The organism is Microbacterium californiense (assembly GCF_047246625.1).
Lineage (GTDB): Bacteria > Actinomycetota > Actinomycetes > Actinomycetales > Microbacteriaceae > Microbacterium.
In genome coordinates this window covers 791,415-804,366 of sequence record NZ_JBFOKQ010000001.1, presented here as the reverse complement: position 1 = coordinate 804,366, position 12,952 = coordinate 791,415, and the positions used below count along the sequence as shown (strand labels likewise).

General features: G+C 71.7%; 11 protein-coding genes. 7 read left to right on the top strand and 4 right to left on the bottom strand.

Features of this window, described 5'->3' with window-relative positions:
• The first annotated feature begins 15 nt into the window (after nt 1–15).
• The 3 genes from AB3M82_RS03900 (at nt 16) to AB3M82_RS03890 (ending at nt 2,777) form a co-directional block, all read left to right on the top strand.
• Nucleotides 16–450 (top strand): Lrp/AsnC family transcriptional regulator, encoded by a 435-nt coding sequence (locus AB3M82_RS03900; protein WP_412955671.1) that lies wholly within the window; start codon nt 16–18, stop codon nt 448–450.
• A gap of 119 nt (nt 451–569) precedes the next feature.
• On the top strand, nt 570–2,090 hold the full coding sequence (locus AB3M82_RS03895; protein ID WP_412955669.1) for an HNH endonuclease signature motif containing protein: 1,521 nt from the start codon (nt 570–572) through the stop codon (nt 2,088–2,090).
• A gap of 57 nt (nt 2,091–2,147) precedes the next feature.
• On the top strand, nt 2,148–2,777 hold the full coding sequence (locus AB3M82_RS03890; RefSeq protein WP_412955668.1) for a TetR/AcrR family transcriptional regulator: 630 nt from the start codon (nt 2,148–2,150) through the stop codon (nt 2,775–2,777).
• Nucleotides 2,778–2,802: 25 nt separating this feature from the next.
• Here AB3M82_RS03890 and AB3M82_RS03885 read toward each other — a convergent pair whose 3' ends face one another.
• Together AB3M82_RS03885 and AB3M82_RS03880 are read right to left on the bottom strand one after the other, a co-directional pair.
• A complete protein-coding gene (locus tag AB3M82_RS03885; protein ID WP_412955667.1) occupies nt 2,803–3,453 on the bottom strand; it encodes an HAD-IA family hydrolase in 651 nt (216 codons plus the stop codon).
• A 96-nt stretch (nt 3,454–3,549) separates the two neighbouring features.
• On the bottom strand, nt 3,550–4,410 hold the full coding sequence (locus AB3M82_RS03880; protein ID WP_412955666.1) for a MurR/RpiR family transcriptional regulator: 861 nt from the start codon (nt 4,408–4,410) through the stop codon (nt 3,550–3,552).
• A gap of 63 nt (nt 4,411–4,473) precedes the next feature.
• On the opposite strand from AB3M82_RS03880, the gene AB3M82_RS03875 reads away from it, so the two are divergent.
• Genes AB3M82_RS03875 through AB3M82_RS03865 form a run of 3 tightly spaced genes read left to right on the top strand, consistent with a single transcriptional unit; the run spans nt 4,474 to nt 7,469 of the window.
• A complete protein-coding gene (locus AB3M82_RS03875) occupies nt 4,474–5,376 on the top strand; it encodes an N-acetylglucosamine kinase (RefSeq protein ID WP_412955665.1) in 903 nt (300 codons plus the stop codon).
• A complete protein-coding gene (gene murQ / locus AB3M82_RS03870) occupies nt 5,366–6,301 on the top strand; it encodes an N-acetylmuramic acid 6-phosphate etherase (RefSeq protein ID WP_412955664.1) in 936 nt (311 codons plus the stop codon). Before AB3M82_RS03875 ends, murQ begins: the two co-directional genes overlap by 11 nt.
• 46 nt (nt 6,302–6,347) lie before the next feature.
• Nucleotides 6,348–7,469, top strand: coding sequence for a winged helix DNA-binding domain-containing protein (locus tag AB3M82_RS03865; RefSeq protein WP_412955663.1), 1,122 nt, complete (start codon nt 6,348–6,350; stop codon nt 7,467–7,469).
• 6 nt (nt 7,470–7,475) lie between these two features.
• Here AB3M82_RS03865 and AB3M82_RS03860 read toward each other — a convergent pair whose 3' ends face one another.
• Nucleotides 7,476–8,918, bottom strand: coding sequence for a helix-turn-helix domain-containing protein (locus tag AB3M82_RS03860; protein WP_412955662.1), 1,443 nt, complete (start codon nt 8,916–8,918; stop codon nt 7,476–7,478).
• Nucleotides 8,919–9,026: 108 nt separating this feature from the next.
• Between AB3M82_RS03860 and AB3M82_RS03855 the strand changes: the two genes are divergently transcribed.
• Nucleotides 9,027–10,889 (top strand): phosphoenolpyruvate carboxykinase (GTP), encoded by a 1,863-nt coding sequence (locus AB3M82_RS03855; RefSeq protein ID WP_412955661.1) that lies wholly within the window; start codon nt 9,027–9,029, stop codon nt 10,887–10,889.
• 155 nt (nt 10,890–11,044) lie between these two features.
• Here AB3M82_RS03855 and AB3M82_RS03850 read toward each other — a convergent pair whose 3' ends face one another.
• Nucleotides 11,045–12,931, bottom strand: a complete 1,887-nt coding sequence (locus tag AB3M82_RS03850; RefSeq protein WP_412955660.1) for an ABC transporter ATP-binding protein — start codon at nt 12,929–12,931, stop codon at nt 11,045–11,047.
• Between the last annotated feature and the right edge of the window lie 21 nt (nt 12,932–12,952).

Sequence of the window (12,952 nt, the reverse complement as noted above, 5' to 3'; positions counted from 1 at the left end):
GGACGAAGGAGTGCCATGACCGCGATGGACGCGATCGACCACGCGATCCTCGACGAGCTGCGTCGTGATGCGCGTGCGTCGATGACGGCGATCGCGGATGCCGTGCACATCTCGCGCGCCGGTGCCCATGCACGCATCAAGCGTCTGACGGATGCCGGAGTCATCACCGGGTACACGGTGCGCACCGATCCGGTCCTTCTCGGGCACCACGCGAGCGCCTACGTGACGCTCGCGATCGAGCAGGCGAGCTGGCAGATGGTGCGCGACCGGCTTCGGGCCATCCCCGAGATCGAGCACATGGCGCTGGTCGGCGGCGACTTCGACGTCATCCTCCTCGTGCGCGCCCGGGATGCGCGGGATCTCCGCCGCATCGTGCTCGAAGACATCCAGGCGATCCCGTCCATCCGCTCCACGCGGACGACGCTGATCTTCGAGGACTCCATGCGCTAGGGCAGTACTTCTCCTGCACGGACAGTGCGCAGAGCGGGGTTGTCCTGAATCGAGCGCTTTTCGTTGGTGACCTGGGTATATCGGGCGGAAATGTCGGTGGCGACCGATGGAATAGGGGGATGAACGACCCCGCTCGCCTGCTCGATCAGGCCGCTGCCGATCTGCGTCGGATGCTGTCCGCAGATGCCGTGCCGGGGCTGACCGAGGACGCGAAGATGCGTCTCCTTCGGGCGGCGGGAGAGGTCTCCCGTCTCGTGGAGGCGGTGGTCGTGGAGACGGTCGCGTCGGTGGACGGGCGTCCGGCCGGCTCGGGGGAGGTGACGTTCTGCTCCCGGTTCGGCTGCCGCACGCTCGGCGAACTGCTGCAGCGCGCGCTTCGTACGGATGCGGCGGGGGCGGGCCGGGCGGTCGCGGCAGGACGACTGATGCGTCGCGAGGTGGAGTTCACGACCGGGGCGCTGCTCCCGGCGCGGTGGCCGCAGATGCGGGAAGCACTGCTGTCCGGCGCGGTCGGTGTCGCGGGAGTGTTGGCGGCGACGGGGCCGCTGGAACAGGCGGCCGGGAGGATCGGAACGGTGGACCGTCTGGAGGCGGATGCCGAGCTGGCGGGGTACGCGCAGGGGTGGAGTGCCGTCGACGAGGACGCCATGGGGGACGGGGATGGCGATGGCGAGAGGCCGCCCGGTCCGGCGGCGACACCCGAAGATCTGCGCCTGTTGGCTCAGGCGATCGTGACCCACTTGGACCCGGACGGCGCGGTGCCGGCGGAGGACATCGCGATGCGCGCTCGCGGACTCGTGCTGGGGCACGCCAGACACGGAGTGATCCCGATCCGGGGGTCGTTGCTGCCCGAGACGGCCGGGCAGCTCCAACGCATCTGGGATGCATATCTGAACCCGCGTGTCGACGGCCCGCCCCTGCCCGGACGCGTCGCCTTCAGCGAGACCGACACGTCAGCCGCTGCGACCATCGATCGTGACGAGTCGTTCGGACCAGGGGAGAAGGCGCTTCTGCCGGACGAAGATGCGACCGGGTTGATCGACACCCGCTCGCGCGCGCAGAAGCAGCACGACGCGTTGACGGCGGTGTTGGGCATCGCCGCACGGCACCACGACATGCCTTCCCTGGGCGGGGCGGCGCCGACGCTGCTGGTGTCGGTGACGGCGCAGGACTACGCGACTGGGCGAGGGTGGGCGCACGTGGACGGCATCGACAGCCCCGTCTCGATCACTACCGCTCGGCATACCGCGTGCGGGGGATCGGTGCAACGGGTGCTGTTCGACCCCGAGGGGCGCATCATCGGGATCGGCTCCACCGACCGGATCTTCACCACTGCGCAACGCCGTGCCATCGTTCTGCGCGACCGGCAATGCCTCATCCCCGGCTGCCATGTGCCCGCCACATGGTGCGAGATCCACCATGTTCAGGAGCACGCCGCTGGCGGACCCACCCACACGGACAACGGCGTCGCGCTGTGCTGGCACCACCACCGCACGCTCGACATCTCCGGATGGGAGATCCGCATGGACAACGGCATCCCGCACGTCCGCGGCCCCGACTGGTGGGACCCTCGCCGCGCCTGGCGCACCCCACCACCCCAGGCACGCCCTCACAGCTCACGCGCATCGCTCCTCGCCTGACCTCCTTCGGCGTACGACATGGATCCGCGGGAATCCGACGCGTGCCACACTGGGGCGATGGGTGAGTCGACGGTCCGAGCCGCAACGCCGCGCGGCCGGGGCGTCGAACCGGCGCGGCGGGGTCGTCCCGGGTTCGATCGGGCCACCCTCCTCGACGCCGCGGTCGCGGTGTTCAACGAGTCCGGCTACGACGCGACGTCGGTCGCCGCCCTCGCGGCGCGCCTGGGTCTGTCGAAGGCGGCGATCTACCATCACTTCGCCTCGAAGGAGGAGATCCTCGAGACGGCTCTCGGTGCAGCGCTCGACGGGCTGGAGGGAGTGCTCGCCGAGACCGGGGGCATCCCGCCGACCGACCGGCTCGCTGCGGTGCTGCAGGGCGCGGTGCGGGTCCTGGCGGCGAACCTGCCCTCCGTCACCCTCCTGCTGCGGGTCCGCGGCAACAGCGAGATCGAGAGACGGGCGCTCGACCGCCGCCGCGCGTTCGACCAGGCCGTCACCGCGATCGTGCGCGAGGCTCAGACCGACGGCGCCGTGCGGGCGGACGTCGACGCCTCGGTCGCGACGAGGCTGCTCTTCGGCATGGTCAATTCGCTCGTCGAGTGGTACCGCCCGGGTGGCCCGGAGGATGCCGACGGCCTGGCGCGAGACGTCCTCACCGTCGCCCTCGACGGCCTCCGCACCCGCTGACGGCGGAGCGGAGGCGGCCGGCCGCTCAGTCGATCGTCAGGACGAAGCCGTCCTCGGCCGCCGCCACGCCCACCCGGGTCAGGTCGTCGACGCGGAACTCGGGGGAGTGGGCGTGCGCGTGCGGCCCGACGCCGATCACGCGCATCCCGGCGGCGTGTGCGGCCTGGATGCCGGCGCCGGAGTCCTCGAACACCACGCAGTCGGCGGGGTCGACGCCGAGCGCGCTCGCCGCCTGGAGGAAGCCCTCGGGATCGGGCTTCGACGCCGACACGCTCTCGGCCGTCACCGCGAGCGTCGGCACCGTGAGACCGGCCCGGGTCATCCGTGCCTGCATGAGGGCGACGTCGGCCGACGTGACGATCGCATGCGGGTGCGGAGCCAGCGCGCGCAGCAGGGCGGCAGCTCCCGCGATCTCCACCACGCCGTCGAGGTCGCTGCTCTCCGTCGCCAGCATGGCCGCGTTCTCGTGAAGGTTGATCGCATGATCCCGCTCGGGCAGGAGGATCGCCATGCTCTGATGGCCCTGACGACCGTGGATGACCTCGAGCACCCGCTGCGGGTCGAGAGCATGCGGCTCCGCCCAGGCGAGCCACAGACGTTCGACCACGGCGGTCGAGTCGACGAGGGTGCCGTCCATGTCGAGGAGGACGGCGCGGGCGGGAACGGTCTCGGTCACCCACTCAGGCTACTGCCGCGGTGCGGGCCCCGCGCTCGCGAGACGCCGCTCGATGGCCGCTCGGAGGCCGCGCGGCGGCCGCCGCAGCACGCCGCGTCAGTCGCCGCGCAGTGCGCGGGTGGCGGCGGCGCTGCGCTCCAGCGCCTCGACCGCGAGATCGCGGCGCAGTTGCGCGGCGCCGATGAAGAGGCAGTCCACGAGGGCGAGCTGCGCGATGCGGCTGACCATCGCTCCGGCTCGGAAGCGGGACTCGCGGGCGTGGGTGATCAGGGCGTGGTCGGAGGCGCGCGCGAGCGGCGAGCTCGCCGAGCCGGTGATCCCGATCGTGATGGCACCGGAGTCGCGGGCGGTCTGCAGGAAGCGCACGGCCTCCGGCGTGGTGCCGGAGTTCGAGAACCCGATCGCGACCGTCGGCTCGATGCGCAGCGCCGCGGCGGCGCTGGCCTCATGGGCGTCTTCGAGGGCGATGGCGTTGTGCCCGATGCGCAGGAGCTTGTGCCCCAGGTCGGTCGCGGCGAGGCGACTGGCCCCGATCCCGAACAGGAGCACCCGAGCGGAGACCTCGATCGCATCGGCGGATGCCGCGAGCGCGGTGTAGTCCAGGCGTTCGACCGTCTCCTCGACGGCCAGTCGTTCGAGAGCGGCGAGCTTGAGGGCTGCCTCGCGGAGGGTGTCGTCGGCCGCGATCTCGGCGCCGAATCCGGAGCCGGTGCCCAGCTGCACGGACTCGCGCCCCAGTTCGGCGGCGAGGCCGCGGCGCAGGGCTGCGTACCCGCTGACGCCGATGACGCGGCAGAAGCGCACGATCGAGGCGACGGACGTGTCGCACGATGCCGCCAACTCGGTGATCGTGCTGTCGATGACCTGGGTGGGGTTGTCGGCCACGACGCGGGCGATGCGCGCCAGCGAGGGGGGCAGCGTGTCGACCGATGCCGCGATGGTCGTCTGGATGCTCATGCCGGTCCTCTGCTCACGTGAACAATTCTTTCATGCAGCGCGTGATCTGCGTACACTATTTTTATGACTCTCTCGCCGCGCGTGCTCGCCATCGATCTCGGCAAGACGCGATGCCGCCTCGTCGCGGCGGGGCAGGAACGTCGGTCTGCACCTGAGGGTACAGGTGCGCCGGGTCTCACCGTGCCCGGCGGCGTCACCGCCGCCCTTGAGGCGATCCGTCCGCTGCTCGACGGCGCCGACGTCCCCGCCGCCGCACTCGGCGTGGGCGCGGCGGGAGCGTGGGCCGCTCCCGCCGCGGCGGCGGAGCTCGCCCGGCTGCTCGCCCGGGAGTACGGGGCCCCCACCGTGGTCGCCTCCGACGTCGTCACCGCGCACATCGGCGCGCTGGGCGGACGCGACGGGGTGCTCCTGATCGCCGGCACCGGCGCGGCGGCGCTGGGCATCGACGCCGAGGGCGCGCGGCTCATCGACGGCTGGGGTCCCGACGTGGGTGATCTGGGCAGCGGCTCCTGGCTGGGGCGGGAGACGCTCCGTGCCGTGCTGCGTGCCACCGACGGCCTGGGGCCCGCCACGGCGCTGACCGAGGCCGTCGTGCCGACCGTGGGTCCGGCATCCGCCATCGTCCCCTGGGTCGGGCAGGAGGGGCCGCTGGCCCGCCGTCTGGCCACGCTCGCCCCCCTCGTGCTCGATGCCGCCAGAGACGGCGACGAGGTCGCCCGGGCTATCGCCGCCGAAGCCGTCGCCCTTCTGACCGCCTCCGCCTTCGCGGCCTCGGCGTCGTCGTCCGAGGTCGTGCTCCACGGCGGGCTCACGGCGCACGACTGGTTCCGCGGAGAGCTGACGACGGCGTTGCAGTCCGCCGGACGTCGGGTGCGCCCCGCCGCCGGCGACGCTCTCGACGGAGCGCTCCTGCTCGCCACCCGATTCGATCTCCACCACGAAAGGTTCGTGCACCGTGCCGAATGACGACACCCGACTCACCGCCCTCATCGACGAGCTCTCGCGGCTCGACACCGAGGCGGTGACCACCGAGCGCGGTGATCTGGACCTGCTGTCGACCGCCGAGCTGGCACAGCGCATGAATGCCGAGGACGCTCGCGTCGCACCGGCCGTCGCCGCGCAGTCCGCGCAGATCGCCGCGGCTGTCGACGGCATCACGGATCGATTCCGTCGCGGCGGACGCCTCATCTACATCGGTGCGGGAACGGCGGGTCGCATCGGGGTGCTCGACGCGAGCGAGTGCCCGCCGACCTTCGGCACCGACCCCTCCCTCGTGGTCGGCATCATCGCCGGCGGCGAGACCGCGATCCGCTCGGCGGTCGAGAACGCGGAGGACGACGCGGAGGCCGCCGGCGCCTCCCTGTCCGAGCTCGGGCTCACCGACGCCGACACGGTCGTGGGGATCTCGGCCTCCGGCCGCACCCCGTACGTGATCGGCGGTCTGGAATATGCGCGGCGCGTCGGCGCGTTCACGGTCGCCCTCGCCTCCAACCCCGGATCGGCGATCGGCGCGGCCGCCGACATCGCGATCGAGGTCGTCACGGGCCCGGAGTTCATCTCCGGCTCGACGCGGCTGAAGTCGGGGACGGCGCAGAAGCTCGTGGTCAACATGCTCACCACGCTCTCGATGATCAAGCTGGGCAAGACCTACCGCGGCGTCATGGTCGACCTGCTCGCGACCAACGAGAAGCTGCACGCGCGGTCGGTCCGCACGGTGTCGCAGCTCGCGGGCGTCGGCACCGACGAGGCCGCTCGGGCGCTGGCCGCGGCCGATGGATCGGTCAAGCTGGCGCTCCTGATGCTCGCGACCGGCGCGGAGGCGGGGGTCGCGGCATCCGCGCTCGATGCGGCGGGCGGGCTTCTGCGCGAGGCGATCGCGGCACTGAGCTGACCTGCGGCTCTGGTCGCAGCGCACCCCGCCCCGGCAGGATGGGGGCATGCGCAGCGCAGACACCCACGCCGGAGCGGAGCAGCCCGAGCCGCGGAGCCGCGTCGCCCTGCGCCGGGAGCGCCTGCGCTCGCACCGCCTCACCGCACCGGCCGCCACGGTGCTCGAGGCCGCGCAGCACATGCTCGCGGTGCAGAGCCAGGACTTCACCGCAGGGCGGTGGGCGCTCGCCGTGCGCACTCGCGGGCGGGTCACGCTGTCGGCGGTCGACCGGGCGTTCGACGACGGCGATCTGGTGCGCGCCTGGACCATGCGCGGCACGCTGCACACGATCCCGGCCCGCGACCTCACCTGGCTGCTGTCGATCACGGGGGCCCGGCAATCGGCGCCGCAGGGAGCCTCCCGGGATCGGGCGCTCGGCATCGACGACGAGGTCCTCGCGGCCGCCCTGCGCGTGATCCGCCCGGTGCTCCTCGACGGCGGATGCACCCGCGCCGAGGCGTTCGCCCGGTGGACGGCGGCGGGCATCGATCCCCGAGAGCAGCGGGGCGTTCATCTGCTCGGAGCGCTCGCCATGCGCGGGGAGATCTGCCAGGGTCCGGTGGCCGAGGCCACGTCGTCCGGGATCCGGCGCGAGCAGCGCTTCGTGCTCGTCGACCGGTGGATCCGCGAGCATGCGCGTCCGAGCGACCCGCTGGCTGAGTTCTTCGTCCGCTACGTCGAGGGCCACGGACCCGCCGGAGCATCCGACTTCGCCTGGTGGTCGGGTCTTCCGCTCGGCACCGCGCGGGAGGCGGCCGCGCGCGCGGCACCCCGCCTGGCCGAGATCGACGAGGGGCTGTTCGTCGGCGCAATCCGGCCGCGACGTTCGCCGGCGGCACCCTCCGTCGTCGCGCTGGGCGCCTTCGACGAGTACTACATCTCCTACGCCGACCGCACGGACGTCTGCAGTCCGGAGCATCTGGCCGCCGTCGGTCCCGGCAAGAACGGGATGGTGCGGGCCGTGGTGGTGGCGGAGGGTCGCGTCGTCGGCGTCTGGCGGATGCCGTCGACTCCGGGCGCACGAAGGGCGGGCGTGCCGGTGGCCGAGCTCTTCCCGCCGGTCACGGTCGCGTCGGACGAGGTGTCCGCCGCGATGCGTCGCTACGCCGACTTCCTCGAGCGCGGCTGACGACGGCTACTCGGCGGCGTGGCGTCCGAGGAACTCGTACACCTCGTTGTCGTCCACGCCCGGGAACGCGCCGCGAGGGAGCGGCGAGAACATGTGCGTGTGCACGCGGGCGCTCGGCCACGAGCGACCCTGCCAGCGCTCCGTCAGCTCGGCCGTGGGGCGGCGGCAGCAGGCCTCGTCGGGGCAGCTCGACACCGCCCGGTCGGTCGTCTCCCGGCCGCGCCACCAGCGCGCGTCGTCGAAGGGGACTCCGACGGTGATCGAGAACTCGCCGTCGCTCGACGAGCCCGTCTGCGTCGAGCACCAGAACGTGCCCGAGGGCGTGTCGGTGTACTGATGGTGCTCGGTCGTGCGGTTCTGCTGCGTGAAGGCGGCCCGCGCCTGGAACTTGCGGCAGACCCGCTGACCCTCGACCGCTCCGGTCACGTCCATCGGCAGCGGCAGATCGTCGTTCTCGTACACGCGCGTGATGGCGCCGGTGGCGTCCACGCGGAGGAAGTGCAGGGGCATGCCGAAGTGCTGGGTGAGCAGATTGGTCATCCGCATCCCCGCCGCCTCGTGCGTCACGCCGAAGCCGTCGCGGAAGTCCTCGACCGCGAGATTGCGGTCCTTCTTCGCCTGCTGGAGGAACGCGACCGCGGCAGTCTCGGGCATCAGGCAGCACGCGGCGAAGTAGTTGATCTCCAGGCGCTGCTGGAGGAAGTCGGCATAGTCGGTGGGCGGCGTGTGGCCGAGCAGCCGGTGCGCCATCGCCTGCAGCGCCATCGAGCGCAGCCCGTGTCCGCCGGGGATCGACGCCGGCGGCAGATAGATGCGTCCGTTCTCCAGATCGGTCACGGAGCGCGTCGAATGCGGCAGGTCGTTCACGTAGATGAGCTCGAAGCCCAGGCGCTCGGCCATGATGCTGACCGTGCGGTGGCTCAGCGCGCCCTGCACGTGACCGGCGGCGCGCAGCTGCTTCTCGGCGAGCTTCTCGATGTCGCCGAAGTAGTTGTTCTGGGCGCGCATGCGCAGGCGCAGCTCGGTGTTGGCCCGCCGGGCCTCCTCCGGGGTCGCGATCGCCTCGCGCTCGCGGCGCTGCAGTTCACGATGCAGACCGAGCACGGATTCGATCGTCTCGTCGCTCATGGCCTTGGTGACGCGCACCGGGGCGACGCCGAGCTGACGGAACACCGGACTCGCCTGGGCGCGCTCGAGCTCGATCTCGAGCGCGGCGCGTCGGTTGGGCGGCTCGCCCGAGATGAGGTCGGTCACCTCGGTCCCGGTGGCCTGGGCGATCGCCTGCAGCAGCGAGAGCTTCGGCTCGCGTTTGCCGTTCTCGATCAGGCTGAGCTGCGACCCGGCCACGCCGACGAGGGCGCCCAGGTCGTCGAGCGTGTAGCCCTTCGCCTGCCGGTGATGCCGGATGCGGTGACCGAGGGTGGTGAGGTGAATGCCGGAGGACGCCATTGTTTGAGTCTAGTGAAAGATCCGCGATTCTTACGTAAGGAATGGGTCGAAAACGACCCGAATTGCTGGCGAAGATGGAAGCAAGCCCCACACTTCAAAGGAGCAGTCATGGCCATCGCCGATGTCTTCACCCCTCGCACCTCGCCCGTCGCCGCCGCGCGCACCTTCGGCACGGCGCCGAGCTATGACACCCCCGCGATGGCGGAGCTCACCGCCTGGGTCGAGGAGATGCGCGCCCTGACCCAGCCCGATGCCGTGCACTGGGTCGACGGCTCCCGCGCCGAGAACGACTGGCTGCTGCGCGGCCTGGTGCAGGAGGGCAAGCTCATCAAGCTGAACCCCGAGTGGCGCCCGGGTTCCTACCTCGCCCGCTCGCACCCGAGCGACGTCGCCCGCACCGAGGGGCGCACGTACATCGCCTCCGCCACCGAAGACGACGCGGGGCCCACGAACAACTGGGCGGATCCCGTCGAGATGCGCGAGAAGATGACCGGGCTCTTCGCCGGATCCATGCGCGGACGCACGATGTTCGTCGTGCCGTTCTCGATGGGTCCGGTGGGCGGTCCGCTCTCGCACATCGGCGTGCAGATCACCGACAGCGCCTACGCTGTCGCGTCCATCGGCATCATGACGCGCGTCGGCGACGCGGTGACCCGGCAGATCGCCGAGGGTGCGCCGTGGGTGCGGACGGCGCACACCGTGGGCGCGCCGCTCGCTCCGGGCGAGCCGGATGCCGAGTGGCCGTGCAACGACGAGAAGTACATCGTGCACTTCCCCGACACCCTGGAGGTCTTCTCCTACGGATCGGGCTACGGCGGCAACGCGATCCTGGCGAAGAAGTGCTTCGCGCTCCGCATCGCCTCGGTGATCGCCCGCGACGAGGGCTGGCTCGCCGAGCACATGCTGCTCATCCGGGTCATCGACCCGCAGGGCCGGGCGTTCCACGTGGCGGCGGCGTTCCCCTCCGCGTGCGGCAAGACGAATCTCGCGATGCTGCGCCCGACCATCCCCGGCTGGCGCGTCGAGACGCTGGGCGACGACATCACCTGGATTCGGCCGGGGGAGGACGGCCGGCTGTGGGCGATCAACCCCGAGGCCGGGTTCTTCGGCGTCGCGCCCGGCACGGGTGAGGCGACCAACGTGACGGCGGTCGAGACGCTGTGGGGCAACACGATCTTCACGAACGTGGCGCTCCGCCCCGATGGCGACGTCTGGTGGGAGGGGCTCACCGAGAACGCCCCCGCCGAGCTGACCGACTGGGAGGGCAACCTCTGGACGCCGGACTCGGGCCGCCCCGCGGCGCACCCGAACTCGCGGTTCACGGTCTCGGCCGCGCAGTGCCCGCAGATCGCCGAGGACTGGGAGGAGGCGGTGCCGCTCGACGTCATCCTGTTCGGCGGACGCCGCGCCTCGAACATCCCGCTCGTCGTCGAGGCGACGGACTGGACGCACGGAGTGTTCCTCGGCTCGAACATCTCGTCCGAGCGCACCGCCGCGGCCGAGGGCACGGTCGGCGAGCTGCGCCGCGACCCGTTCGCCATGCTGCCGTTCTGCGGCTACAACATGGCCGACTACTTCTCCCACTGGCTGAAGGTCGGCCGCGGGCTGCGGTTCGATCGGGCCCCGCGCATCTTCCAGGTCAACTGGTTCCGCCGGGGCGACGACGGGCGCTTCCTCTGGCCCGGATTCGGCGACAACGCTCGCGTGATCGACTGGATCATCCGCCGCGTCTCCGGCGACGTGCCGGCCGTGGACAGCCCGATCGGACGCCTTCCGCGGCCGGAGGACCTCGATCTCGACGGGCTGGACATCCCCGCGGCCGACCTCGACGAGCTGTTCCGCGTCGATCCCGCGGCGTGGAAGGCGGAAGCCGACCTCACCGAGGAGTTCTACGGCATCTTCGGCGACCGGCTGCCCGCGGCGCTGCGCACCGAGCTGGCCTCGCTGCGATACCGCCTCGACAAGGCCTGACGCGCGGATGCCGCGCTGACGCGAAGACCAGGTGCCGGTTCGGGGGAGCCGGCGCCTCCGGGGCCTTGCGCCCCACACCCGCGAAGGCGGGATGTCCGAGACGAACCCATGGCTGAGTGGTCTCCGGCATCCCGCCTTCGCGTCGTCGATCGGCCTCAAGCGAGGAGCTGATGCCTCGCGAGGTCGCGATAGAGCGGCGTGGACTCCACGAGCTCCGCGTGCGTCCCCTGCCCGACCACCGCGCCGTCCTGCAGCACCACGATCAGGTCGCTGTCGACGACGGTCGAGAGGCGGTGGGCGATCACGACGAGCGTGCGATCCGTCGACACCGCGTCGATCGCCTCGCGCATGCGCTGCTCGTTCACCCCGTCGAGTGACGAGGTGGATTCGTCGAGCAGCAGGATCGGCGCCTCCGTCAGCAGGGCCCGGGCGATCGCGAGGCGCTGACGCTCGCCGCCGGAGAGCATCACGCCGTCCTCGCCGACCGGCGCGTCGAGGCCGAGGGGGCTGCGGGCGAGCACGTCGCCCAGGTTCACGGCGTGCAGCACGCGCTCGCATTCGGCGTCGGACGCCTCGGGTGACGCGAGTCGCAGGTTGTCGGCCAGGGTACCGGCGAGCGTCGGTGCGTCCTGCTCGACGTAGCCGAACTGCGCGCGCAGCTCCTCGCGAGGGTAGGTGCGCGCGTCGTGGCCGTACAGGCGGACGGAGCCGCCCGTCGGGTCGTAGAACCGCTCGACCAGCGAGAGGATCGTGCTCTTGCCCGCACCGCTGGGACCGACCAGCGCCACTCGGGCGCCGCGCGGCACCGCGAACGACACCCCCCGCAGCACCTCCCGATCCACGGCCGCCTCGACCGGGTCGCCGCCGCTCTCGAGATGCGCGTCCGCCAGCAGCGTGCGTGCCTCCGCGGCCGCGGATTCGCGGGCGGCGACGACGGCGTCGGGGTACTGGAAATGCACATCGCGGAACTCGAGCGCCGGCGCGTCCGGCCGCGCAGGATCGCGCACGAGCGAGGCGGCGAGAGCCTCGTCACCCGCGGTCTCGGTCGGGAGGTCGAGGATCTCCTGGATGCGCCCCAGCGCTCCGAGCGCCTGGTTCACGGAGGTGATCGCGCCGAACGTCGTGGCCAGCGGCATGACGAGCAGGAACAGGAACATGATGAAGGCGATGAGCGAGGCGATCGAGATCGCACCCGCGGCGACGCGGAATCCGCCGACCCCCAGCACAACGAGGAGCGACAGCTGGAGGGCGATGCCGGCGACCGGCACGACCAGCGAGGAGATCTTGGCGATGCGCACGCCGATGCCGTAGGCCTGGGAGGCGAGCTCCGAGACGCTCGCGCTCTCGCGCTCCGTGGCGCCCGAGGCCCGGATCGTGCGGATCGACCCCACCGCCCGCTCCACGCCCGAGGCGAGTTCGCCGACCTTCTCCTGCTGCGCGGTGGACGCCGTGCGGATGCGACCGCTCAGCGCCACGACCACGACGACCGAGACGCCGATCACGAGCACGATCAGCAGGAGCAGGATCGGGTCGATCACGAGCATCGCCACGAGGGCTCCGACGAACAGCACGGCGTTGCCGACGGCATCCGCCAGCCCCTGCGTCAGCACGGCGTACAGCAGGGTCGTGTCGGTGCCCACCCGCGACACCAGGTCGCCCGTGCGGCGCGCGTCGAACTCCGATGTCGGCAGATGCAGGATGCGGGCGATGAGCTGCCGGCGGCTGGAGTACACGACCGCCGTGCCGGTGCGCTGGAGCAGGTAGTGCTGGAAGCCGGAGATGATCGACGAGACGATCACGAACCCGACGAGCAGCCAGACGAGCACGCCCAGCGTCCCTCCCGCCTGCACCGCCTCGATCACCTGCCCGACGAGGAGCGGCTGGACGAGCGAGGTCGCGGCGCCGACGACGCTGAGCACGGCGACGACGACGAGCGTGCGCTTGTGCTCGAAGAGGAAGGGGAGCAGCTGGCGGAACGTGGCGCGCGGACCGGTCTGCTGCGCACCGCGTCCGCGTCGGCGTTCGGTCGCCGTACGGGACATGGAGGACCTCGTTCTGGAGAG